Origin of the sequence: Mitsuaria sp. 7 (assembly GCF_001653795.1) — a bacterium.
Classification (GTDB): Bacteria; Pseudomonadota; Gammaproteobacteria; order Burkholderiales; family Burkholderiaceae_C; genus Roseateles.
In genome coordinates this window covers 4446041-4469004 of the sequence record NZ_CP011514.1, presented here as the reverse complement: position 1 = coordinate 4469004, position 22964 = coordinate 4446041, and the positions used below count along the sequence as shown (strand labels likewise).

Below are 22964 nucleotides of genomic sequence, written 5' to 3'. Positions count from 1 at the left end.
TGACTCGTCCCCGAAGGCACTGGGCATCGACGGGCGGGGTGGGCGCGCGCGCGGCGCGGCGCGGTGTGCTGCTGCTGTCGCTGGTGGCGGCTGATGCGGCGCTCGCGCAGTTCCGTCCCTTGCGGTTCGACGACGACTTCCGCGCCCAGCGCCAGTCCTGCAATGAGGACGCGCGCAAGGACGCGCACGAGGACGGGCACGAGGCCGGCGACGGCATCGCCTGCTGGAAGGACCGCCCGGTCAGCGACGACCTGCGCCTGAGCCTCGGCGGCGACCTGCGCTGGCGCTACGAGCACGCCGGCAATCCGCGCTACGGGCTGGATCGCCAGGACAAGCGTGGGGTGCTGATGCAGCGTGCTTCCGTCTTCGCCGATCTGCGCCTGGACGAGCATTGGCGCGGCTTCGCGCAACTGGCGAGCTCGATCACCAAGGGCCGTGCGGGAGGTCCGTCGCCGGTGGACGAGGATCGGCTGGATCCGACCAACCTGTTCGTCGAATGGCGATCGGCGATGGGGCAGGGCGGCGTCGGCTTGCGTGCCGGCGTCCAGGAACTGCAGTTCGGCTCGGGGCGCGCCATCGACGCCCGCGAGGGCCCGAACGTGCGGCGCAGTTTCGACGCCGTGCGCGCCTATGCCACCAGCGGCGCCTGGCGTGTCGATGCCTTCACGGCGGCGCCGCGGCAGAACCGCCCGGGCAGCTTCGATGACGCCCGTTCGACGACCCAGAGGCTGCGCGGTCTCTATGCGACGCGCACCGGCAGCGTCACCTCCTGGGACGTCTATGCGCTGCATCTCGACGACGCCGCGGCCCGCTACGTCCAGGGCGTGGCGCACGAACGCCGCTGGTCGCTCGGCACGCGCGTGTTCGGCGGCCGCCAGGCCGGGGACTGGCACTGGGATTGGAACTGGGAGGGCGCCGTGCAGGGCGGGCGCTTCGGCGATGCAGACATCCGCGCCTGGTCGCTCGCCACGGACACCGGCTACACCTTCGATGGCGTGGCCGGCCAGCCGAGGGTGGGGCTGCTCCTCGCCGTCGCCAGCGGCGACAAGGATCCCCACGACGACCGCCTCGGCACCCTCAATCCGTTCTATCCGCGCGGCAACTACTTCGGCGATGAAGCGACGCTCGGGCCTCGCAACTTCCTCAACATCCACCCGGCGCTGAGCTTCAAGGTCGCACCGCAGGTCCAGCTGAACGCCAGCCTCGATTTCTTCTGGCGTCACAGCACCCGCGATGGCGTGTACGCGCCCAACGGCCTGCTGTTCCGCGCCGCGGGCGACAGTCGCGCCCGCTATGTGGCGACCATCGCCTCGCTGGGAGCCACCTGGACGATGGCGCCGGGCTGGTCCTCGACCGCGGTCGTCGCCTACGCACAGCCGGGTGCATTCCTGCGCGAGACCGGCGCCGGCGAGGTGTTGAGCTTCCTCAGCCTCAGTGCGCAGTACCGGTTCTGAACCCGTCAAGGCGACATCCGCCAGGCCCTCCGCGCACCGATGAAGAAACTCCTGATGACCACCCCTATCGACAAGCCCCCGGCTGTCCCGCGGCAGGCCCGGCGCGACCATGCGTTCGCGGATGTCGTCGTCGTGCATCGCCATCCGCTCATGCGGGCCGGCATCGCCGCGGCCCTCTCACCGGCCCTGCTGGCCTGCGATGCCGGCGGCGCCACCGTGCCTGTCTGGTCGGGGCCGGTCCGTCCGCGCCTGCTCGTGGGCGATCACGACGATGCCCTGCAGGCGCGGCTTCACGCGCCGAGCTCCGACGGTCCCGACGGCGCCAACGACGGCACCAACGACGGCGCAGGTCCGCGCTGGCTCATCGTCACCGCCACGGTGACGGGCCGGCGGGTGCGGCTGGCCATGGCGGCCGGCGTGACCGGCTACGTCCATGCGTCGTGCACGCTGGAAGAGCTCCAGCAGGCCGCCTGCGCGGTCATCGCGGGTCGTCGCTACCTGTGCCGCACCGCGGCCGCCGCGGTGGCGGAAGACTGGCCCGGCGATGCCTTGACGCCGCGGGAGTTCGACGTGCTCACGATGCTGTGCACCGGTCTGGACAACAAGTCCATCGGATTGCGGCTGGGCATCGCGCCGGGAACGATCAAGACGCATGTGAAGACGGTGCTGCACAAGCTGAACGTGCACAGCAGGACGCAGGCCGTCATCGAGGCCATGCGTCGCGACTTGATCGACGAGTGGCGGTACTCGTCGGCGATCGATTCCGACTGTCGTGCGCAAGATCGGACAGTGACCTCCCGCGGCGGCGTCGGCAACATCCTTTCCCATTCGCAGGCCACGGCAAGCCGCCCATCCCCGCGGCGACGCCTGCTCGATTCCCCCGACGGCGCGTGAGCGCCAGATTCCTCAAGGAGCTTTTCCCATGCCCAAGACCGGTCTTCCCGCATTGCTTCGTCCCGAAGACAGCATCGTGGTCCTGATCGACCATCAGCCCTACCAGTTCGCGAACCTGCACAGCCATGAGCCGACGATGATCACGAACAACGTGATCGGCCTGGCGAAGGGCGCCAAGGTCTTCAACGTGCCGACCATCCTGACCACGGTGATCGAGGAGCGCGGCGGCTACCTGATCAAGGGTCTGCAGGACGTGTTCCCGGATCAGAAGCCGATCAACCGGACCTTCATCAACACCTGGGAGGACCCGGCGGTCACCGACATCGTCAAGAAGAGCGGCCGCAAGCAGCTGATCCTCGCGGCGCTGTGGACGGAGATCTGCCTGGCGATGCCGGCCATCCAGGCGCTGGGCGAGGGATACGACGTGTTCGTGGTCACCGACGCCTCCGGCGGCGTGTCGGCGGAGTCCCACGACATGGCGGTGCGCCGGCTCGTGCAGGCGGGCGCCGTGCCCATCACGTGGATGGCGGTGATCTCCGAATGGCAGCGCGACTGGGCGCGCGTGGAGACCGCGGTGCCGCTGACGGAAGTCGTCCGGGACCATGGCGGCGCCTCCGGCATCGCGTACGCCTGGGAAGTCCAGTTGCTGGAGTCGGCCGCGAAGGGCTCCAGCATTCCCAAGATCGCCGGCTGAGGGTCAGGTCATGCCTCGGAGGAGAACCCCATGAATGCCCGGGACGGATTGCAGCGCCCCGTCGACGCGGGCCCGCGCCGCGTGAGCCTGCGCACGCGCGGTCACATGCACGGCCCGATCACGCGCTTGATGAGCCCGTCGGATCTTGGACACACGCTCAAGCCCTTCGTGTTCCTCGATCTTTTCGACATCGACCTGCACGACCCGCGCGGGGGGTTCTCCATCCACCCGCATTCCGGCCTGGCCACGATCACGGTCATCGTGGACGGAGACCTGCGCTTCGATGATCCGGCGGACGGCACCGGGTACATCGGCTTCGGCGGCTTCGAGTGGATGCGTGCCGGCGGCGGCGTCTGGCACGGCAAGGAGCTGTCCGGCGGCAGGTCCCCGCGCGCCAAGGGCTTCCAGCTCTGGATCGCGCTGCCGCCGGCGCTGGAACAGGCGACGGTCGAGAGCCAGTATGTGGAGGCGCCGCAGGTGCCGACGACCGGCCCCGCGCACGTCATCCTCGGCAGCTATGGCGGCGTGCGCAGTCCCGCGCGGTCTCCCGACGGCGTGACCTATCTGCTGGTCCGGCTGGCCGCGGGCACCTCGTGGACCTTCGTCCCGCCGGAGGGGCAGACGGTCGCGTGGATGGCCGTGGCCAGCGGTCGCCTGGTGGGCGAGGCCTCGGCGGAGACGGGCCAGATGGCGCTCTTCGATCCGTCGTCCCAATCCATCGCGCTCGAAGCCGGTGCCGAGGAAGACGTCGTGTTCGTCATCGGGTCCGCGGTGCCGCATGCGCATGAGCTGCATCTGGGCAACTATTCGGTGCACACGTCGGCGGCGGCCCTGGAAAAGGGCGAGGCCAATATCGAGCGTCTGCGCAAGCTGCTGATCGCCGCCGGGGATCGACGCCAGGGGGACGGCGGATCGATCCCGGTCTTCACCGGCGAAGCGGGCGGCGAGTAGGCGATCGACGATCGACGATCGCCGGGCAGACGATCCCTACGCCGCCGCCACGAGGTTCGGTGTCTGGTCGAAGTACTCGCGCAGCAACTCGATCAGCACGCGGATCTTCCGTGAGGGATGCGGGCCGGGCGGACGCACGACGTAGGCGCCCGCGGTCCGCACGGGATAGCGGGTCATGACGGGCACCAGGGCGCCGGACGCCCGATGGCTGTGGGTGAGGCCATCGGGCAGATAGCCGATGCCCAGCCCCGCGACGGCCGCGGCCACCAGCGCCGACCCGTTGTCCGCCTTGAAGCGCCCTTGCGGACGCACCGTGATGATCTCGTCGCCGTCCATCAACTGCCAGCTCTCCATGCCCTGCATCAGCGCTTCATGCGCCAGGAGCTCCTCGGGGGTCTCCGGCGCGCCGTGCGCCGCGATGTAGGCGGGGCTCGCCACCAGCTTCGCGTGGATCTGGCCGACGCGCGCGGCGACGAGGTTCGAATCGGGCAGGTAGCCGACCCGGATCGCACAGTCGTAGCCCTGCGTGACGAGATCGACGAAGTGGTCGCTGTAGCAGGTCTGGAGGTGCAGCAGCGGATGACGGCGGGCCATCTCGGCCAGCACGGGGGCGAAGTGCGTCGGGCCGAAGGACAGCGGCGCGGCGATGCGCAGGCGCCCGCGCAGGTCGCCGGCGGGCAGCACCGTCTCCCGCGCGATGTCGAGCTCCGCGCAGATCCGGGCGGCGTAGTCCCGGAAGGTCGTCCCGGCTTCGGTGAGCGACGCGCCGCGCGTCGTGCGCGCCAGCAGTTGCACGCCGAGGTCGGCCTCCAGCCGCGCGAGGCGCCGGCTGACGATGGATTTGGCGACCCCCAGCCGGAGTGCGGCGGGAGAGATCCCGCCCGCATCGGCCACTTCCACGAAGGTCTTGAGTTCCTCGATGTCCACGTCGCGTTCCTCTTCCGGCAACACAGCTGCACGCGCAGCGGGGCTACCGTACCACGGGGAGGAATGCGAACATCATTTCGACCGGTCGTCGCGGCCGGCGCGATCGCCACTTCCAGCACCTGAAAGTCCCATGTCCATCCCGCCCGAGCTTCCCGAGAACCTGTTGAAACGGGACACCTCAGGCCGCAGCTGGAACGGGGTGCTGGTGGAGGTGACCGAGTTCACCTGCGGGGGTCGGGTGTTGCATCAGATGCGGCACGGGCCCGAGACCCGGCTGGGCGTCATCCTGGAGGAAGTGGGCCGCGGCCGCTGCGAGCCCCGCTTGAGCGCGAGCACCCCGTGCCCGGTCGACTACAGGCCGCGTCACATGCACTTCGCGCCGGCGGACATCGAGCTCTGGGGGTACACGGCGGATGCGCGTTTCGTCAAGGATGTCAGCCTCAGCTTCGACATGGCCACGCTGTGCGAGCGTCTGCAGATCCCGTCAGGCACGGGCCTGCTCGACGTCCCGCGACTGCGATTCACCGACGACCGGGTGTGGTCGCTGGCGAAGCTGCTGGCCGAGGCCGTGCAGGATCCCGACCCCGGCGCGCAGCTGTACGGAGACTCGCTGATCGCGGCGATCGCGGCTCGGCTGCTGGAGCCGCCCAAGACCGCCGACAAGCCGGCGGCCGGCCTGTCTCCGAGGCAGTTGAGGGACGCGATCATGTTCCTCGACTCGCAACTCCCGGCGCGAGTGGATCTGGCGACCCTGGCGGCCTTGGCGGGCCTGTCCCAGTCGCACTACAGCCGTGCTTTCAAAGCGTCGACGGGCATCGCGCCCTACCAATGGCAGCTCCAGGCGCGCATCGAGCGTGCCAAGTCCTTGCTCGTGGGCAGCGTCCGGTCGCTGGAGGAGGTGGCGGAAGCCACCGGCTTCGCGGACGCGGTGCACTTCGGCCGCACCTTTCGCAAGCTGACCGGCGCGACGCCGGCCGCGTGGCGGGCTGATCGCCTGGCCTAGGGCGGCCGGAGGCCATGCCTGCAAGAACCATCCCTACAAGAACCAGACGATGTCCGACGCTACCGAACTTCCCGAAAACATGGTCACGCTGAAGTCCACCGAACGCCATTGGAACGGCGTGCACGTGGCATTGAATGAATTCACCTGCTCGGGGCGCGTGCTGTTCCACATGGCGCAGCATGAAGAGGCGAGCCGGTTCGGCGTGCTTCTGGACGAGGTCGGCGATCACTGCGAGACGCGTCTGTCTGCGAATGCGCCCTGTCCGCGGGACTACCGGCCCCGCCACATGTACTTCGCGCCGGCCGAGATGGCGCTGTGGGGCTATTCGTCGGACACCCGCTATGTGAAGTGCGCGGCGATCAGCTTCGACATGCCCGCGCTCAACGAGCGGCTTGAGCTGTCGCACGCCCTCGGTCTGGCGGGCGTGCCGCGGATCCGTTTCGTCGATGACCCGCTGTGGACCTTGACGCGGCTGCTGACGGAAGCGATCGATGACCCGGATCCCTCCAGCCAGCTCTATGGCGATTCACTGGTCGCGGCGATGGCCTCGCGGCTTTTCGAGCGTCCCCAGGAGACGAAGACGAGTGCGCCCGGGCTCTCGCCGACGCAGTTGAAAGAGGCGATGAGCTTCCTCGACGCCCAGTTGCCCCACCGCGTGGAACTCGCCGCGCTGGCCGAGCTGGCGGGGCTGTCCCAGTCGCATTACAGCCGCGCCTTCAAGGCGTCCACCGGCATGTCGCCCTACCAGTGGCAGTTGCACGCACGGATCGAGCGGGCGAAGGACCTGTTGATGAACAGCTGCCGCGCGCTGGACAGCGTGGCCGCGGTCACCGGCTTCGCCGACGCCGTCCACTTCGGTCGGGTGTTCCGGAAACTGACGGGAGCGACACCGGCCGCGTGGCGCATGGATCGGCTGACCTAGCGGTCGAGCCGCATGACAAATTCAAACTGCATCCGGCAGGTTCAAACAGTGACGCGCCAGCGTGACTGCACAAGACTTCATCTTGCAGGCTTCGTGGCTCAGCGAAGCCTCGGGGCCCGTCGCGCCATCACGCCCACAGCAACCCGTTGAACCCCGAAGGAAATGCAAGTCATGAAGAAGCTCGTGAAATCCGCAGGCCACACCTCAGCAAACACTGCGGGCAGTACCGCAGACGCCGCGTCGGTCCAGGCAGACATCGAAGGCGTCCTGCAGACCTACGAGACCGCGCTGAACGCGTCGGACATCGACACAGTGCTGAGCGTCTTCGCACCCGACGGCGTCTTCATGGCGCCGAACAGCCCGTCGACGGTCGGCGCCGATGCCATCCGGGCGGCCTACACCGGCATCTTCCAGGCGATCACTTTCGAGACCGTGCTGACGGTCGAGGAGCTCGTGCAGGTGGCGCGGGACTGGGCGTTTGTCCGGACGAGTTCGAACGGGCACGTGACCGTGAATGCGATCAAGCAGCGCGTCCCCGACGCGAACCACGAACTGTTCATCTTTCAGCGGGGCGATGACGACGCGTGGAAGATCGCGCGCTACGCCTTCGCGTCGACGAATCCGGCGCCCCACTGACTGGCACGCCGCGCCCCGAAACAGGAAATCCGTGCGAGGAGAAGCTCGCGCCGGTTCGCCGGTGCGACTGCCGCTCATCCTCTTCGCTTTAGTGAACTCATTCGTATGCAAAATCCGTCGATCTGGATTGGTACCGGTACCAATTCAATGGGCGCGGGGCATGGATGAAAGATCCGCCGCCCCCGCACGAACAACGGATTGGGGTCGAACGGATGAATTTCACGAGGTGGATACCGCGTGGCGCAGCGGCGCTGTCGCTCTCGATGCTGGGCCTGTGCGCCTGCCCGGGGTTGGCGTTGGCGCAGCAGTCACCGCAGCCGCAACAGCAGTTGCAAGCGCAACCTGTCGATGCGGCGCTGGTTGCTCGCGGCAGGCAACTGGCGATCGCAGCCGACTGCGCGGCCTGCCACACCACGCCCAAGGGAGGCGCGCCCTTCGCCGGCGGCTACGCGATCGAGTCGCCGATGGGCGCCATCGTCGCGACCAACATCACGCCGTCGACGACGCATGGCATCGGCAGCTACACGCTGCTCGAGTTCCAGCGCGCGCTGCGCCAGGGCGTGCGTCGCGACGGCAGCCATCTCTACCCGGCGATGCCCTACACCGCGTACACGCAGCTGTCGGACGACGACACCGCCGCGCTCTACGCCTACTTCATGCACGACGTGAAGCCGGTGGACCAGCCGGTGGCCGCCGAGACGAAGCTGCCGTTCCCGTTCAGCGTGCGGGCCTCGATGGCGGTGTGGAATGCGCTGTTCCTGAAGGACCAGCGCTTCACCCCGGACCCCGGCATGGCGGACCCGGTGAATCGCGGCGCCTATCTGGCCAACGCGCTCGCGCACTGCAGCACCTGTCACACGCCGCGCAATGTCCTGATGGCCGAGGACCTCGGCCAGCCCTTCCTGTCCGGCGCCAACGTCGGTCCCTGGTTCGCGCCGAACATCACCTCGGACGCGGTGCACGGCATCGGCGGCTGGAGCGACGACGAGCTGGTGCAGTACCTCAAGACCGGCCAGGTCCACGGCAAGGCGCAGGCGGCCGGCCCGATGGCGGAGGCCATCGAGCACAGCCTGCAGCATCTGCCGGAATCGGACCTGCGCGCCATCGTGGTCTATCTGAAGCAGACCCCGCCGGTGGCCGGCGACGCCGCGCAGGCGGGCGTCAAGGCGCGTCACGCGCTCGGCGAAGCCTCCCGCGATGAAGTCGCGCTGCGGGGTCTCAAGGACGTCGATCCCGGCTGGCGGGTGTTCAGCGCCAGCTGCGCGCACTGTCACCAGGAGAACGGGACGGGAACGTCGAACGGCGAGTACCCCTCGCTGTTCCACAACAGCGCGACGGGCGGCGACCGCGCCGACAACCTCATCGCGACCATCCTGCACGGCGTGGACCGCACGGTGGCCGGCAAGCCGCATTTCATGCCGGCCTTCGGCGATGTCGCCTCCTTCACCGACCGCCTCAGCGACCAGGAGATCGCCGACCTCTCCAACTACGTGCTGAGCCGCTACGGCAATGCCGCGGTGAAGGTCAGCGTCGAGGACGTCCGCGTCGCCCGCGCCGGCGGTCCCAAGCCCTTCCTCGCGAAGGCGCAGCCCTTCATGGTGCCGGCCGGCGTTCTGGTGCTGCTGGCGCTGATCGCCCTCGTGCTGCGCCGCCTTCGCGCCCGGCGCGCGCGCCGCGCCTTCTGAACGTCTGAACGGAGTCCGTCATGACCCATGAACACGATCCCTCGCAGGCGCTGAGCCGCGCGCTCTCGCGGCGCAGCCTGCTGGAAATGGCCTCGCTGGCCGGCACCGCGCTGGCCCTGGGCGGCGCCGGCCTGCTGGCCGCGCGGGAAGGCCTCGCGGCGGCGGCCACCAGTGCCGTCGGCGCCGCTAGCGCTGCAGGAGCGGCACCTGCCGCGGCCGCGCTGCCGGTCGCCGATTTCCTGCGCCTCTCGGTCTTCCTGACCGGCGGACAGGCGCTGGACGCGACGCTCGCCGGTCGCTACCAGGTGGCGCTGGCCAAGCGCGATCCGCAGTTCGGCGACAGCGCCCGCGCGCTGTTGGCGCTGATCCGCAGCACGCAGGCCGGGACCATCGAGCAACTCCTCGAAACGCCCGATCTCCAGGACACGCTGCGCGCGGCGACCACGCGCATCGTCTCGGCCTGGTACCTGGGCATCGTCGGCCAGGACGCCGACGCCGAGCTGATCAGCTATGCCGAGGCGCTGATGTACCGCCCGACCAAGGATGTCCTGGTGGTGCCGACCTACGGCGCCGGTCCCGACTCCTGGGGCGACCAGCCGGGCGTGACCCCGCCGGTGACCCTGGCCGCAACCAACGAACGCAAGACCGCATGAGCACACAGTACGACGCCGACCTGATCGTCATCGGGTCCGGAGTGATGGGCGGGCTGATCGCCAGCCGCCTCGCCAAGGCGGGCAAGTCCGTCATCATTCTCGAAGCCGGTCCGCGCGTGCGCCGCGCCGACATCGTCGAGACCTTCCGCAACGCGCCGGTGAAGCTCTCGCTGGCCAACATGAAGCTGCAGGGCGCGGGCTCCCCGTTCCCGAACCCGCCGCACATCCCGTCGACCTACGGCGACTACCTGCGCCAGACCGGGCCGGTGTCCTATCCGACCAAGTACCTGCGCGTGGTCGGGGGCACGACCTGGCACTTCGGTTCGGCGCTGTGGCGGATGATCCCGAACGACTTCAAGCTGAAGTCGCTCTACGGCCGCGGCCGCGACTGGCCCATCGGCTACGACGAGCTCGAGCCCTACTACTGCCAGGCGGAATCGGAGCTGGGCGTGTCCGGCGTCGATGGCCAGGACGAGAGCGGCCACGGCGGCGAGGCGAGCCCGCCGCGCTCCGAGCCCTTCCCGATGAAGCCGCTCAACGAGCCCTACTTCATGAAGCGGGTGGCGGAGATGCTCAAGCCGGGCGGCTACAACCCGGTCATCGAGCCGCACGGCCGTGCGTCGCGTCCCTACGGCAACCGGCCGGTCTGCGCGGGCAACAACAACTGCAACCCGGTCTGCCCGATCGGCGCGAAGTACGACGGCTCCATGCACATCGACGTCGCGGAACGCGCCGGCGCGAAGCTGCTGGACAACGCGGTGGCCTATCGCATCGAGGCGGGCGCCGACGGCAAGATCACGCGCGTCCACTACAAGAAGCCGGACGGCAGCTCGCATGCGCTGACGGCGCGCCACTTCGTGCTGGCCGCCTACGCGATCGAAGGACCGAAGCTGCTGCTGATGTCGACTTCGGAGAAGTACCCGAACGGCATCGCCAACTCCTCCGACCAGGTGGGCCGCAACCTCATGGGGCACACCGGTATCAGCATGAACATCATGATGAACGAGGACGTCTGGCCGGGGCAGGGCCCGACGGAATTGCTGGTCTACTTGAACTACCGGGATGGCGCGTTCCGCAAGGACATCCCCAGCTACAAGACCAAGTTCCGCAACACGGTGACGACGCAGCAGATCGCGTCGGAACTCCTGGCCAAGGGCGTGATGGGCGCCAAGCTGGACGAGGAGATCCGCAAGCGCTCGGCGCGCTCGCTGAACGTGGCGGTGGACTTCGAGACCGAGGCGCAGCCGCAGAACCGCATCGTGCCGAGCAAGACGCACACCGATGCCATCGGCATTCCAGTGCCGGAGATCTACTACAGCGTCAACGACTACTGGAACGCCGGTCGCGACTTCGCGGTGAAGGACCTGGAGCGCATGGCCAAGCTGATGGAAGCGGATGTCCTGAAGATGGACACCAAGCATCAGGACCGGCAGCACATCATGGGCACGACGCTGATGGGCGACGATCCGAAGGACTCGGTGGTGGACCGCGACTGCCGCACGCATGACCATCCCAACTTCTTCATCGCGGGAACGGGCGTGATGCCGTCGGCCTCGTGCATGAACCCGACGCTCACCGGGGCGGCCTTGAGTCTGCGCATCGCGGACACGCTGCTCAAGGAGATCTAATCGGTGGATGCGGAATCCGTCGAAGACCGAAGCGGTCGTCTCAACTGAAGGCAGCGAAGGCAGCGCGGCCCCTCGTGGAAGAGGGCGCCCGCGCGACCCTGGCAAGCGGGCGGGCATCCTCGCGGCGGCACGTGAGCACTTCGCCGAGGTCGGCTTCGACAAGGGCAGCGTGGACCGCGTCGCCTCGGCGGCGTCGGTCTCCAAGGTCACGGTCTACAAGTACTTCCCGTCCAAGGAGGTGCTGTTCAACGCGGTGGTGAACGAGCCGATCCGCCAGGCGTTCGAGCTCGACGTGGCGTCGCTGGATCCCACGACGCCCCAGGCCTCGCTGGAGAAGATCGCCGAGACCTACCTGACGCTGATCACCGCGCCGGAGATCCTCGCGCACATCCGCCTGCTGCATGCGAGCGTGTCCGTCTCGCCGGCGCTGGGCCACGACTTCTTCAGCTCCGGACCGGAGGCCGTCATGCAGGAGCTGGCCGGCTTCCTGCGCGCCTGCCGCGACGCGGGCTCGCTGGCGATCCGGAACGTGCCGCAGGCGGCGGAGCAGTTCCTCGGCATGGTGCGCGGCAACGAGCAGATCCGCCTGCTGATGCGGCAGCCGCCGCTGCGCGCCAAGGCGGCGACGCGGACGTACTGCCGCGCCTGCGTGGACCTGTTCGTCCGGGCTTACAGGCCCTGATCCTTTCGGGCCTGACGCCACGGCGGATCGGGGCGGCGCGCCCGGTCCGGCGCCCCACCGCTGCTTTCAAGCCGTTGCAATCCAAAACCCCAATTTTATGAAAGCGCTTTCAGAATCCGCATTTCTTGCCTAGGATGGTTGGCGCAGGAGACAAGTCACGGACCCGGACGAGCGACGACAGAGCGCTGGCCGGACCGCGCCCATCGGTGCCCTGCACACCATCGAAACCTCTTGGAGATCTGAATGGGATTGCAGAACCGCTTCGCTGCGCAGGGACTCCTGCGCGCCACCGCGCTGGGCTTGCTGGTCACTGCCGCCGCGCAGGCCAACGCCAGCGTGACCAACCCGACCATCGGCCGCCTGCTGTGGTCGGAGGAGTTCAACGGCACTTCGTTGAACACGTCGCTCTGGACGCCGTACGACGGCAACGGCTGCCAGATCAACCTGTGCGGCTACGGCAATGCCGAGCTGGAGTACTACAGCCCGAACAACCTCTCCATCGCCGACGTGCCGTTTGAAGCCGGCACGCGCGCGCTGGCGATCCGGGCGCTGCGGCAGACCATCGGCAGCAACGAGTTCACCTCGGGCAAGCTCGACACCTTCAACAAGGTGCAGGTCAAGTACGGGATGATCGAGATCCGCATGGCGACGCCGCAGCTGCAGACCGGTCTGTGGCCGGCCGCCTGGCTGCTGGGCACCAGCCCGCAGGTCTGGCCGCGCAAGGGCGAGATCGACATCGCCGAGCTGGGCCACAAGTCCTCGGCCTGGGCCGCCGCGGGCGCGCCGGGACCGGACTACTTCGTCGGCGCCAACGTGATCACCTGGGCGCAAGCCGCCTGCGTGCCGGGCAACGAATCGTGCGCGGCCTCGACGGCCTGGCAGACCAAGAACTGGTACAAGCCGACGACCTCGTTCGCGAACCGCTTCGTCAAGTACCGCTTCTACTGGACCGAAAGCGAGATGCGGTTCACCGTCGTCGACAACGACGGCGAGCACAACATGTACGACCAGCCGCTGCCGGTGAACACCGACGCCCTGCGCGCGCCGTTCTACTTCCTGCTGAACCTGGCGGTGGGCGGCAACTTCACCGACGCGGCGAACCCGTCGCAGGTGACGGCGCCGCTGCCGGGCACGATGTACGTGGACTATGTCCGCGTGTACGAGCTCGACGGCAAGGGCGAAGTGAAGCTGGGCAACCAGACCGTGCCGGAAGCGGCGGGCAAGTTCGGCGTGTTCACGGACAACACGGCGATCACCAACAAGCTGCAAGCCGGCAGCACGTCGGACATCTTCCTGTGGAACGGCGCGTCGACCGGCGCGGGCAACATCCAGCCGGCCGAGGGTACCAACGTCATCGCGTGGAGCTACAACACGCCGGGGCAGTGGTTCGGCGGCGGCATCCAGGCGCGTCAGCTGCGTGACCTGACGAACTACCGCAACGGGAACCTGAAGTTCAAGATCAAGATCCCGGCGAACGTGTCGTTCAACATCGGCATCGGCGATACCTTCACCAACCAGAACTGGGTGAACTTCCCGGCGAACACGACGGCCTTCGGCCTGGTGCGCAATGGCGAGTGGGCGACGGCGACGGTGCCGATCTCGACGCTGATCGGACCGAAGGTCGCGCTGCAGTCGATCGCGGACATCTTCATGTTCTCGGGCGACAACACCAAGCTGCCGGCGCAGGCCTTCCAGTTCGCGATCGACGACGTGTACTGGGATACCGGAACGACGACCCCGACCGATCCGAACCCGCCCACCACGCCGACCACGCCGGATGGCATCAGCCAGCCGACGGCGACGACGGTGAAGTTCTCGCAAGGGACGGGCACCTGGGCCGACGTGCACTACACGGTCAACGGCGGTGGCCAGCTGAACGTGCGCATGCTCAAGGAAGGCAGCGGCAATGCGTACACCGTGTCCGGTCTGAAGAAGGGCGACGTCGTGCGCTTCAACTTCACGTACTGGGACCCGGCGCGCAACGGCGCGTACGACACGACTCAACAGAGCTACACGCTGAAGTGAGCGTTTGAACTGAGCGCTTGCAGAGAGCGCTTGAAGAGGAGCGCCTCGGAACTCTCCGGGGCGCGCCCTTCGACAGAGGTCTTGTCGCAGAGCCGCCTTCGGGCGGCTTTGTCATTGGGCCTCGGACGAAAGAAAATTTTCGAGGCGCTGTAACCTCAAGCGCGGCGGCTACGAATAGAAGGGTGCGGAACGCGCAGGAGCGCTCCGCTTCATCAACCTGAACCTTCTTACGGAGTGCCTCCCATGATCAGCAAGACCCAATCCGCCGCCCTGGCTGCTGCCGCCGCCATGTTCGCCCTGTCCGTCCAGGCGGCCCCCGCGCCCCAGGGCAGCAGCGGTCTGGCCGTGGCCGCCAGCGACAAGGTGCATTGCTACGGCGTGCACGAGTGCAAGGGCAACGCGGACTGCAAGACCACCGAGAACGCCTGCAAGGGCCAGAACGTCTGCAAGGGCCACAGCTTCAAGGGCATGAGCGCGGCGTCGTGCCTGAGCGCAGGCGGCACGATCGGCGACCTGTCCGCGAAGTAATCCCATGAGGCCCGGCCCCGCATCGCGCGTCGCGCAGCCGAGCCCGGGCTTCGGCCTGGGCCTGCGCAGCACGCACTACCGAGACTTCCTCGAGGCGCCCCAGCCGGTCGACTGGCTGGAGGTGATCTCCGAGAACTACCTCGTGCCCGGCGGCAAGCCCCTGGCCATGCTGGACGGCATCCGCGCGAAGTATCCGATGGTGATGCATGGCGTCTCGATGAACCTGGGCGCCGTGGCCGGTCTGGATGCGGACTACCTGCGGCAGCTGGCGTCGCTGGCCCGTCGCGTCGAGCCGCTCTGGATCTCCGATCACCTGTGCTGGACCGGCGTCCACGGCCGCAACCTGCACGACCTGCTGCCCTTGCCCTACACGGACGAGGCGCTGCGGGTGGTGGTGCGCAACATCGGTCAGGCGCAGGACGCGCTCGGCCGCCGGCTGGTGGTGGAGAACGTCTCCAGCTATCTCGACTACGCGGACTCCAGCCTGACCGAGGCGCAGTTCGTGGCCGAGGTCGCGCGACGTGCCGACTGCCTGCTGCTGGTCGATGTGAACAACATCCATGTGAGCGCGGCGAACCACGGCTTCGATGCGCTCGCCTACCTCGATGCCTTGCCCGCGGAGCGCGTGCAGCAGATCCACGTCGCCGGCCACAGCGACCACGGCGACCATCTGATCGACACGCACGACCAGCCGGTGGCCGAGCCGGTCTGGCAGCTGTACGCCGAGGCCCTCCGACGATTCGGCCCGGTGGCGACGATGATCGAACGGGACGACCACATTCCCCCGTTGCCGGAACTGCTGGTGGAGCTGGATCAGGCCCGCGTGATCACCGCGCGCATTTGGCCCGGCGACGTCGCAAGGAAGGCCGCATGAACGCCATCGAGCAGCCCCTTCAACCGCTTCAGCTCCTGGACCTGCAGCAGTCGCTGCAGACCTACCTGACCGGGCAACCCAGCCAGATCGACACGAAGCTGCGTCGAGGTCCCGGCATCGCCGCGGAGCGACGCCTGGCCATCTACCACCATGCCTACCGCGCGCGGCTGCACGAGACGCTGGCGGACAGCTACGGGCATACGCGGCGATACCTTGGCGACGAGTGGTTTGAGCGCGAGGCGCTGGCCTTCGTCGAGGACCACGGCTCTCAGCACTTCAGTCTGCGCTGGTACGGCGCCGACTTCGCCCCGTGGCTGTCGCAGCGGTGGCCGGACGACGGCGAGATCGGCGAACTGGCCGCGCTGGACTGGGCGCTGCGGAGCGCCTTCGACGCCGCCGATGCGCCCACGCTCACGATGGCCGACCTGGCGTCGCTGGCGCCCGAGGACTGGGCCGACCTGCGACTCCAGCTGCCGGCCAGCTATGCGCGCCTGAAGCAGTCCTTCAACACGCTGGCGCTGTGGCAGGCGCTCGACGGCGACGAGACGCCGCCGGCCGCGCAGCCGCTGACGGCGCCGCTGGACCTGCTGATCTGGCGGCGCGGCCACTCGCCGCATTTCAGAAGCCTGAGACCGCTCGAGGCTCAGGCGCTGGACGCGCTGGCCGCGGGTCGCACCTTCGCCGAAACGTGTGCGGACCTGGCCGACGCGAGCGCTGACCTGGATGTCGTCGCCGAGCTGGGCACGCTGCTCCGTCGCTGGGTGGACGAGGAGTTCCTCGTCCGCTGAGTCTCGTCCGCTGAGCCGTGTCGGCTCAATTCACGACCAGCTGGCCGACCATCCCCGCTTCAAAGTGCCCCGGCAGGAGGCAGGCGAACTGGAACTCTCCGGCCTGGGTGAACTGCCAGACGATCTCGCCGCTCGTGCCGGGTTTGACGTGAGCCATGTTCGCGTCGTCGTGCGCCATGCCGGGGAACTTCCGCATCAGCGCCGCGTGCTGAGCCAGGGCCTGCCGGGTGCCGAGCACCATCTCGTGCAAGACCTGACCCCCGTTGCGGACCACGAACCGTACGGTCTCGCCGCGCTTGACGGCAAGATTCGACGGCGTGAAGCGCATGGTGTCGGCCATGTCGACCTGGATGGTGCGCGAGACCTTCTTCGGATTGCCCTCCTGGCCGAAGTCGGTGACTTCGACCTGCGCGGGATCGAACTTGCGCGGCGGGGCGTGGTCCTCGTCGCCATGGGCGAAGGCAGTGGGGGCGGCGGCGATCAACGCGGCCAGCGTCAACAGAGGCAATGTCTTCAAGGGGCTCTCCTTTCCATCGGACAGGAAGCTCATCGCCGGCACCGAGAGCGCCGCGAACGAGCTTGCGAGCATGCTGGACCTTGCCACTGTGGCAAGGTCAATCGGGAAGTGCGCCCGACCTTGACGGCACCTCGTACGTCGCACGTCGCAGGAGTCGGATGACGCTTCCGCTCAGGGGAGGGCCGTTGGGGCCTCAGGGTTAGCCCGCGATTCTTTCGTCAGAGGTAAAGGTCGCAACGTCTGGTTGATTGATCGCCTCGGGTACCGCTTTGACACTCCGCTCGCATACCGCCACCCATGGCGGACCTGGAGACAAGCATGACCCTGACTCGACGCCAGTTGATGGGTGCCGCCGCCGGCACTGCCGCAGCCCTCTGGCTGCCTACCGCCCACGCTCAAGCGAGCGCTCTGAAGATCTCTCACCAGTTCCCCAGCGGCACGCTGACCGAAGGCGACTTCCGCGACCGGCTGTGCCGCCGTTTCGCCGCCGAGGTGGAAAAGCGGTCGGGTGGGGCGCTCAAGGCGGCGGTCTATCCGGGCTCGTCGCTGATGAAGACCAACGCCCAGTTCTCGGCCATGCGCAAGGGCGCGCTGGACATGAGCCTGGTGCCGCTGTCCTATGCCGGCGGCGAGGTGGCCGAGACCAATGCGGGCCTGATGCCGGCGCTGGTGCCCAGCTACGAGCAGGGCGCGGCGTGGAAGACGGCGGAGGTCGGCAAGCTGCTGTCCAAGGTGCTGGACGACAAGGGCGTGATGATCGTCAGCTGGGTCTGGCAGGCGGGCGGCGTGGCCAGCCGCGCGCGTCCGCTGGTGACGCCGGACGATGCCAAGGGCCTGAAGGTGCGCGGCGGCAGCCGCGAGATGGACATGATGCTGAAGCAGGCCGGCGCGTCGGTCATCACGCTGCCGTCCAACGAGATCTACGCGGCGATGCAGACCGGCGCGATGGATGCGGCGATGACCTCGTCCACCAGCTTCATCTCCTTCAAGCTGGAGGAGATCGCCAAGCACCTGACCTCGGGCCGCGAGCGCACCTACTGGTTCATGCTGGAGCCGCTGATGATCTCCAAGGAGGTCTTCAACAAGCTGCCCAAGGCGCAGCAGGACATCGTCATGGGCGTGGGCGCGGAGATGGAGGTCTTCGCCCGCGATGCGGCGAAGGCCGATGACAAGGCCGCGGCCGCGATCTATGCGAAGGCCGGCGCCAAGGTCTACGACATGGACGAGGCGACGCTGAAGAAGTGGCAGGCCATCGCGCGCGACACCGCGTGGAAGGACTTCGCCGAGAAGAACGAGTCCTGCGCGGCCATCCTCAAGGCCGCCCAGAAGCTGCTGTGAGATCGCGATGAGCCACGGCTTTGAACTGAAGCCGGCGGTGGCCGGCATCGACCCCGACACGCCGGCCGTGCTGCTGCCGCTCGCGCGGCTGCTGCACCTCATCAACCAGGGTGTGGTCGTGCTGGGCATGCTGGCGCTGCTGGTGGCCTCGTGCGTGCTGACGTACAGCGTGGTCTCGCGCTACGTGATGAAGGCGTCCACGGACTGGCAGGACGAGGCGGCGGTCTTCTGCCTGGTCGGGGCGACCTTCCTCTGCGGCGCCTTCGTCCAGTCCTTGCGCGGGCACGTGGGCATCGAGGCCATGGCCGGGCTGCTGCCGCGGTCGGTCAACCGGCTGCGCCTGGCGCTGGTGGACCTGATGTGCACGGCCTTCTGCGCCTTCTTCGCGTGGAAGTCCTGGACGCTGTTCCACGAGGCCTGGGTCGAGGGCCAGACGACCTCGTCGTCCTGGGCGCCGCCGCTGTGGATCCCGTACGGGTTGATGGCGATGGGCATGACGCTGCTGAGCCTGCAACTGCTGGTTCAACTGACCGCCCGCATCAACGGGCTCTTCAAGAAAAACAACTCGGGAGTCGCAGCATGAGCATGCTCGTCCTCGGCTCTCTGTTTGGCATCGTCACGCTGCTGTTCATGTTCTCGGGCGCGCCGATCGCGTTCGCGCTCGGCAGCGTCGCGGTGCTGTTCATGGCCCTCTTCATGCCGGCGTCCGCGCTGGACACGGTCACGCAGAACGTCTACGAGGAGATGGCCAGCATCACGCTGCTCTCCATTCCGCTCTTCATCCTGAAGGGGGCGGCCATCGGCAAGTCCCGGGCGGGGCAGGACTTGTACGCGGCGATGCACGTCTGGATGGGGCGCATCCCCGGCGGCTTGGGCATCGCCAACGTCTTCGCCTGCGCGCTGTTCGCGGCGATGGCCGGCTCCAGCCCGGCCACCTGCTCGGCCATCGGCAGCGCCGGCATCCCGGAGATGCGCAAGCGTGGCTACTCGCCCGGCTTCGCGGCCGGCATCATCGCGGCCGGCGGGACCTTGGGCATCCTGCTGCCGCCGTCGATCACGATGATCCTGTACGCGGTGGCGGCGGAGCAGTCGCTGGGGCGGTTGTTCCTGGCGGGCATTGCGCCGGGCGTGCTGCTGGTGGTGCTGTTCGCCGTCTACGCGGCGCTGCGCTACCGCAAGGAGTACGCGCTGGCCGAGGCCGAATACAAGCGCACGGGCGCGGCTTCAGCACTGCTGTCGAAGGAGACCTTCACCACGCGTCAGAAGTTCGAGATGCTGCCGCGCGTCGTGCCCTTCGTGCTGCTGCTGATCGGCGTCATGGTGGCGCTGTACGGCGGCTTCGCGACGCCGTCGGAGACGGCGGGTCTGGGCGCGCTGCTGGCGCTGGGGTTGATCGCGGTGATCTACGGTGTGTGGCGGCCGCGGGACGTGGCGCCCATCCTCACGTCGACCTTGAAGGAGTCGACCATGCTGATGTTCATCATCGGCATGTCGCTGCTGTTCTCGTACGTGATGAGCTACCTGCACATCAGCCAGGCGGTGGCGGAGTGGATCGTCGGCATGCACCTGTCCAAGTGGGTGCTGCTGGCGGCAGTGCTGCTGATGGTCATCCTGCTGGGCTTCTTCCTGCCGCCGGTGAGCATCATCCTGATGACCGCGCCCATCATCCTGCCGCCGCTGAAGGCAGCGGGGTTCGACCTGATCTGGTTCGGGATCCTGATGACGATCGTGATGGAGACGGGGCTGATTCACCCGCCGGTGGGGTTGAACATCTTCGTGATCAAGAACATCGCGCCGGATATCGATCTGCGGGACATCATTTGGGGGGTGTTGCCGTTTGTCGTCCTCATGCTGCTGGCCGTGCTGCTGATCTGCATCTTCCCGAGCATCGCGACGGGGTTGCCGGATTTGGTGATGGGGGCGGTTGCGGCACCGCATTGAGCGGTTGCAGGTGAACCCGACCTAAAACCTAAATCGTCTCAGGCTTTTCTGGAGGCGATTCGGCCGTCAAGAGAAAGCCAAAAGCGAGCGTTTCGTTTGGCGATCAATGACGTGATTCGTGGTGGCCCATCACGATGACGCTGCGAAGCCCGGCCCTGCCAATGACACCGGACTACATCACGTATCGGACAGCGACCGTAGCGAATGAGACAGGCGCCTGGGCCGACTTGCATTGCACGGACAGCGGCGACGGCAGGTGATCAGGGCACCGGGGCTGGTTGCCGCCGAGAGAACACGCGAGAAGCTCTGCGTATCACCATCCTTGCGATGGTTGCCATGTCATCCATTGGCTCGGTATCGAAGTGCTCGCAATAGCGTTCATAGCGTGGCCATTCTTCAACGCGCCTGCTACCGCCATGTACCAACTCATTGCGCAGCTCAAAAAGCCATGCGGTCTTTTGGCCAATCTGCGGCCCTAGCCCTAGGCTTGCGATACCGTCAAGGATCGATCTTTCGACAGAGCCCCGCACACCAAATATGGCGTCTAGAGCGACAAAGTAATTGACGAATGCTTGAATTCCTTGGTCATTCAAAGCCAAGTTGAAAAAGTGGGCCCCCTTTTGAATTCTCGCATGGGACTGGGTATCGCATTCGGCAAGCGCTTGATACCAAATCTGGATTTCTTGGGTCATTATATTTGAAATGACCATTGGAGCGCCAAAGAATGGAAGTATTGGCCGAATTTGGGATCTCAGATAGCTGCGCTCAAAGTTTGACTGATGCGGAAATTGAACGCAAAAGGTCGAAGCGTCCGCCGTTGCCCTCATTGGAGGGAACTCAACATTTTCGCAGTAGACAGCGTATAAGACTGCGGCCAAACAACGGAACTTGATCTCCGCCTCTGACTTACAACCTGCAGCTGTACCATCATCCTCTGAGATGAACAAAGATTTGGTAGTGTTCGGAGGGCTAAATGTGGAGTCGGTCCGTCCGTTGATGTGTGGATTCAGCGGAGTCCAACCGCCCGTCGCGTAGCCTGCGCCGAGTACATGCTGCCAATCTTCTGCTGACGCTATGTCAATAATTTTGATTTGAAACTGGGCTAGATCCAAGTTGATGCCCACAACCCGAGGCAAGCTATGGATCGTGCAGAAGCGCCCCAGCTTTGAGTTCATGGTGTTACGAAACTCTGTCTCAATGCGACTTAAAAACTGTGGGACAGGCGTTTGAATCGACCGGCACTGGAAGAGTGAACGAGCCCCGCCAAACATCAGCAAATCTGTATCAAAGATGGATTTTTCCAAGCATATTTCTTGAAGCGTTTCTGTCAGGCTGGCCCGCATAGTTCTTTTGTCAAAATTCTTGTACTGCGCGTCGCTTCGAACCAGAAGTCGACTGAGGTTGCGTAATGCTGAGTTGGTGTCTTTCCCATATCTCCACGAGAGCCCAATTCGTGAGCGGAAGGGATCGCCCGTCTTGCGACCGGCGAAGAATTGTGCGGAAGGCTGATTCGATGTATCCGAGTCAGCGTGGCCTGTGTAGATCGATTTCGTTAACCTTGCAATTTGACTAAGGATCGGGCTCATAGGCTGCAATAGATCGTCGGAGCTGGCTCTGTTCTTATCAAAAATGATGCTTTGAGCATTAGGGTCGGGAGTCGTCTTATCCTGCGCTCTATCAATTGAATGCTGTTCCCGTCAATTGAAATGCTCTTCAGCAGTCCAGTTCCGAATAAGAAAATCCAGCGCTTAGTCGCCGCGCTTGCTCCTTCGGTTAGGTCAGATGCCGGACCGAAGAGTGCTTGCCAAGCGCCTTCTGAGCCAACTGCTGAAGAACGCGCTTCCAGGCCTTCGTTGTGCTCGACGAACCAATAATTGAGTCGACGGTGACTGGCGCGCGCTGATCCTGCTTCGCATGCACGATTGAATTCCGAAATTGGTACAGGCTGCTACCTAAGAGCGATCTGTCTGAGCGGGTGATCAGTCCTTCGCCTGCTGCAAAGTCCAACAGCTCTTTGGTTGACAGCTCAACAACGAGCCTAACGATCGAACTCTGTTCGTCCTTGCTGAGGAGTTGAGCCGATTTAAACAGGAACTCTCGATCTGACACATTCGCATCGCGTCGCAGTGCTGACAAGCTCCTCGTGAGAGACAGGAATGCATAGAACTCCAGCACCCGATAGAACTGGATGCAAGCTGCGGCGGGATCCGCAGCGCTTTTGGCGTAAAAGAAGCAGCGTAGGGGTTCCACGTCCGAAGGGATGGCAGGGTCGAACACCGCGCCCTCCTCCTCTTCCTCCTCTTCCGTCTCCTCCTCGTCCGACGCCTCCCAAGCCACCCAATCAAACTCAAGAATTTCGCTAGGTTGAGGCAGAACGTCGTGCCGCTCTTCGTACTTGTTGAACGCGTTGAGGAGAACCAGTTCCACGTCGTCGGGATGCGCCCCGAGGATGCGGCAAGACGTTAGGTCGGACCATTCGCCCATGTATTTGCGATGGCGATAGCGCTCAAACATGTACCGGAACAACGGAGTCGGGTGACCAAATGACACTTCTACAGAACCAAATCTGAACTCGTCCATCGACATGAGATCCTGCAGGAGAAATTCGCTGTAGTTGTCTATGGTGAGCCCGGTTCGACCATGAATCCGGAGCTGCGGCGTCCTCTCTCCAACATCCGAGAAGTCTGGTTCATCAGCTGTTCCTTTGTGACTGATCGAGATGCCTAACTCTGGCCAATTCACTGTGGACCCATCCGCATCGGCCCCAATGGTCAGCCCCGCGGTGTCGCCCTGGCGGCCATCAAAGACGAGTGGAATTTTCATT

The 22964-nt window shown here is 66.1% G+C and carries 22 protein-coding genes; 18 read left to right on the top strand and 4 right to left on the bottom strand.

Translation table 11 applies throughout. The features are described from left to right. Positions 1-38: 38 nt before the first annotated feature. Genes ABE85_RS19550 through ABE85_RS19535 form a run of 4 tightly spaced genes read left to right on the top strand, consistent with a single transcriptional unit; the run spans position 39 to position 3993 of the window. On the top strand, positions 39-1454 hold the full coding sequence (locus tag ABE85_RS19550) for an alginate export family protein (RefSeq protein WP_067278476.1): 1416 nt from the start codon (positions 39-41) through the stop codon (positions 1452-1454). 54 nt (positions 1455-1508) lie between these two features. Then, positions 1509-2348, top strand: a complete 840-nt coding sequence (locus ABE85_RS19545; RefSeq protein WP_197507077.1) for a response regulator transcription factor — start codon at positions 1509-1511, stop codon at positions 2346-2348. Positions 2349-2376: 28 nt separating this feature from the next. After that, the gene (locus ABE85_RS19540; protein ID WP_067278468.1) at positions 2377-3042 is read left to right on the top strand and encodes a hydrolase; all 666 of its coding nucleotides are present in this window, start codon (positions 2377-2379) and stop codon (positions 3040-3042) included. A 30-nt stretch (positions 3043-3072) separates the two neighbouring features. Further along, a complete protein-coding gene (locus ABE85_RS19535) occupies positions 3073-3993 on the top strand; it encodes a pirin family protein (RefSeq protein ID WP_067278465.1) in 921 nt (306 codons plus the stop codon). A gap of 36 nt (positions 3994-4029) precedes the next feature. On the opposite strand, the gene ABE85_RS19530 is transcribed toward ABE85_RS19535, so the two are convergent. Continuing rightward, positions 4030-4920 (bottom strand): LysR family transcriptional regulator, encoded by an 891-nt coding sequence (locus tag ABE85_RS19530; RefSeq protein ID WP_067278461.1) that lies wholly within the window; start codon positions 4918-4920, stop codon positions 4030-4032. Positions 4921-5050: 130 nt separating this feature from the next. On the opposite strand from ABE85_RS19530, the gene ABE85_RS19525 reads away from it, so the two are divergent. The 11 genes from ABE85_RS19525 (at position 5051) to ABE85_RS19475 (ending at position 16344) form a co-directional block, all read left to right on the top strand. After that, on the top strand, positions 5051-5923 hold the full coding sequence (locus ABE85_RS19525; RefSeq protein WP_067278457.1) for a helix-turn-helix transcriptional regulator: 873 nt from the start codon (positions 5051-5053) through the stop codon (positions 5921-5923). A 49-nt stretch (positions 5924-5972) separates the two neighbouring features. Beyond that, complete coding sequence (locus ABE85_RS19520; RefSeq protein ID WP_067278453.1) at positions 5973-6845, top strand: AraC family transcriptional regulator; 873 nt, start codon at positions 5973-5975, stop codon at positions 6843-6845. 171 nt (positions 6846-7016) lie between these two features. After that, the gene (locus ABE85_RS19515) at positions 7017-7481 is read left to right on the top strand and encodes an SgcJ/EcaC family oxidoreductase (protein ID WP_197507075.1); all 465 of its coding nucleotides are present in this window, start codon (positions 7017-7019) and stop codon (positions 7479-7481) included. Positions 7482-7693: 212 nt separating this feature from the next. Beyond that, complete coding sequence (locus tag ABE85_RS19510) at positions 7694-9166, top strand: cytochrome c (protein WP_082938772.1); 1473 nt, start codon at positions 7694-7696, stop codon at positions 9164-9166. A 20-nt stretch (positions 9167-9186) separates the two neighbouring features. Then, positions 9187-9819 carry a sugar dehydrogenase complex small subunit gene (locus ABE85_RS19505; RefSeq protein ID WP_067278448.1) on the top strand — a complete coding sequence of 211 codons (633 nt, stop codon included), beginning with the start codon at positions 9187-9189 and terminating at the stop codon, positions 9817-9819. Then, positions 9816-11447, top strand: coding sequence for a GMC family oxidoreductase (locus tag ABE85_RS19500; protein WP_067278445.1), 1632 nt, complete (start codon positions 9816-9818; stop codon positions 11445-11447). Before ABE85_RS19505 ends, ABE85_RS19500 begins: the two co-directional genes overlap by 4 nt. Positions 11448-11454: 7 nt before the next feature. Then, complete coding sequence (locus ABE85_RS19495; protein ID WP_067278443.1) at positions 11455-12129, top strand: TetR/AcrR family transcriptional regulator; 675 nt, start codon at positions 11455-11457, stop codon at positions 12127-12129. Positions 12130-12372: 243 nt separating this feature from the next. Continuing rightward, positions 12373-14154 (top strand): family 16 glycosylhydrolase, encoded by a 1782-nt coding sequence (locus ABE85_RS19490; protein WP_067278439.1) that lies wholly within the window; start codon positions 12373-12375, stop codon positions 14152-14154. Between the two features lie 243 nt (positions 14155-14397). Further along, entirely contained in the window at positions 14398-14682 is a 285-nt protein-coding gene (locus tag ABE85_RS19485) for a hypothetical protein (RefSeq protein WP_067278436.1), read from the top strand. Between the two features lie 4 nt (positions 14683-14686). Continuing rightward, entirely contained in the window at positions 14687-15556 is an 870-nt protein-coding gene (locus ABE85_RS19480) for a DUF692 domain-containing protein (protein WP_067278433.1), read from the top strand. Continuing rightward, positions 15553-16344 carry a DUF2063 domain-containing protein gene (locus tag ABE85_RS19475; protein WP_067278429.1) on the top strand — a complete coding sequence of 264 codons (792 nt, stop codon included), beginning with the start codon at positions 15553-15555 and terminating at the stop codon, positions 16342-16344. The genes ABE85_RS19480 and ABE85_RS19475 overlap by 4 nt, the downstream gene beginning before the upstream one ends. A 25-nt stretch (positions 16345-16369) precedes the next feature. On the opposite strand, the gene ABE85_RS19470 is transcribed toward ABE85_RS19475, so the two are convergent. After that, entirely contained in the window at positions 16370-16861 is a 492-nt protein-coding gene (locus ABE85_RS19470; protein ID WP_231993137.1) for a plastocyanin/azurin family copper-binding protein, read from the bottom strand. A 318-nt stretch (positions 16862-17179) separates the two neighbouring features. On the opposite strand from ABE85_RS19470, the gene dctP reads away from it, so the two are divergent. From dctP to ABE85_RS19455, 3 genes are read left to right on the top strand one after another with little or no spacing between them, the layout of a single operon-like run. Continuing rightward, positions 17180-18199, top strand: a complete 1020-nt coding sequence (gene dctP, locus ABE85_RS19465) for a TRAP transporter substrate-binding protein DctP (protein ID WP_067278424.1) — start codon at positions 17180-17182, stop codon at positions 18197-18199. A 7-nt stretch (positions 18200-18206) separates the two neighbouring features. Further along, complete coding sequence (locus tag ABE85_RS19460) at positions 18207-18782, top strand: TRAP transporter small permease (RefSeq protein WP_067278420.1); 576 nt, start codon at positions 18207-18209, stop codon at positions 18780-18782. Beyond that, entirely contained in the window at positions 18779-20140 is a 1362-nt protein-coding gene (locus ABE85_RS19455) for a TRAP transporter large permease (protein WP_067278417.1), read from the top strand. Before ABE85_RS19460 ends, ABE85_RS19455 begins: the two co-directional genes overlap by 4 nt. Positions 20141-20400: 260 nt before the next feature. On the opposite strand, the gene ABE85_RS27715 is transcribed toward ABE85_RS19455, so the two are convergent. Together ABE85_RS27715 and ABE85_RS19450 are read right to left on the bottom strand one after the other, a co-directional pair. Then, positions 20401-21726 carry a hypothetical protein gene (locus tag ABE85_RS27715; protein ID WP_157522655.1) on the bottom strand — a complete coding sequence of 442 codons (1326 nt, stop codon included), beginning with the start codon at positions 21724-21726 and terminating at the stop codon, positions 20401-20403. Positions 21727-21913: 187 nt separating this feature from the next. After that, complete coding sequence (locus tag ABE85_RS19450) at positions 21914-22963, bottom strand: hypothetical protein (protein ID WP_067278414.1); 1050 nt, start codon at positions 22961-22963, stop codon at positions 21914-21916. Position 22964 lies beyond the last annotated feature (1 nt).

Excerpts from the sequence above, each read along its gene's own strand:
- ABE85_RS19505 (WP_067278448.1), top strand. The coding sequence starts at position 9,187 with ATGACCCATGAACACGATCCCTCGCAGGCGCTGAGCCGCGCGCTCTCG.
- ABE85_RS19480 (WP_067278433.1), top strand. The coding sequence starts at position 14,687 with ATGAGGCCCGGCCCCGCATCGCGCGTCGCGCAGCCGAGCCCGGGCTTC.
- ABE85_RS19510 (WP_082938772.1), top strand. The coding sequence starts at position 7,694 with ATGAATTTCACGAGGTGGATACCGCGTGGCGCAGCGGCGCTGTCGCTC.
- ABE85_RS19485 (WP_067278436.1), top strand. The coding sequence starts at position 14,398 with ATGATCAGCAAGACCCAATCCGCCGCCCTGGCTGCTGCCGCCGCCATG.
- ABE85_RS19460 (WP_067278420.1), top strand. The coding sequence starts at position 18,207 with ATGAGCCACGGCTTTGAACTGAAGCCGGCGGTGGCCGGCATCGACCCC.
- ABE85_RS19450 (WP_067278414.1), bottom strand. The coding sequence starts at position 22,963 with ATGAAAATTCCACTCGTCTTTGATGGCCGCCAGGGCGACACCGCGGGG.
- ABE85_RS19525 (WP_067278457.1), top strand. The coding sequence starts at position 5,051 with ATGTCCATCCCGCCCGAGCTTCCCGAGAACCTGTTGAAACGGGACACC.
- ABE85_RS19455 (WP_067278417.1), top strand. The coding sequence starts at position 18,779 with ATGAGCATGCTCGTCCTCGGCTCTCTGTTTGGCATCGTCACGCTGCTG.
- ABE85_RS19520 (WP_067278453.1), top strand. The coding sequence starts at position 5,973 with ATGTCCGACGCTACCGAACTTCCCGAAAACATGGTCACGCTGAAGTCC.
- ABE85_RS19540 (WP_067278468.1), top strand. The coding sequence starts at position 2,377 with ATGCCCAAGACCGGTCTTCCCGCATTGCTTCGTCCCGAAGACAGCATC.
- ABE85_RS27715 (WP_157522655.1), bottom strand. The coding sequence starts at position 21,726 with ATGAGCCCGATCCTTAGTCAAATTGCAAGGTTAACGAAATCGATCTAC.
- ABE85_RS19495 (WP_067278443.1), top strand. The coding sequence starts at position 11,455 with ATGCGGAATCCGTCGAAGACCGAAGCGGTCGTCTCAACTGAAGGCAGC.
- ABE85_RS19500 (WP_067278445.1), top strand. The coding sequence starts at position 9,816 with ATGAGCACACAGTACGACGCCGACCTGATCGTCATCGGGTCCGGAGTG.
- ABE85_RS19545 (WP_197507077.1), top strand. The coding sequence starts at position 1,509 with ATGACCACCCCTATCGACAAGCCCCCGGCTGTCCCGCGGCAGGCCCGG.
- ABE85_RS19490 (WP_067278439.1), top strand. The coding sequence starts at position 12,373 with ATGGGATTGCAGAACCGCTTCGCTGCGCAGGGACTCCTGCGCGCCACC.
- ABE85_RS19515 (WP_197507075.1), top strand. The coding sequence starts at position 7,017 with ATGAAGAAGCTCGTGAAATCCGCAGGCCACACCTCAGCAAACACTGCG.
- ABE85_RS19535 (WP_067278465.1), top strand. The coding sequence starts at position 3,073 with ATGAATGCCCGGGACGGATTGCAGCGCCCCGTCGACGCGGGCCCGCGC.
- dctP (WP_067278424.1), top strand. The coding sequence starts at position 17,180 with ATGACCCTGACTCGACGCCAGTTGATGGGTGCCGCCGCCGGCACTGCC.
- ABE85_RS19475 (WP_067278429.1), top strand. The coding sequence starts at position 15,553 with ATGAACGCCATCGAGCAGCCCCTTCAACCGCTTCAGCTCCTGGACCTG.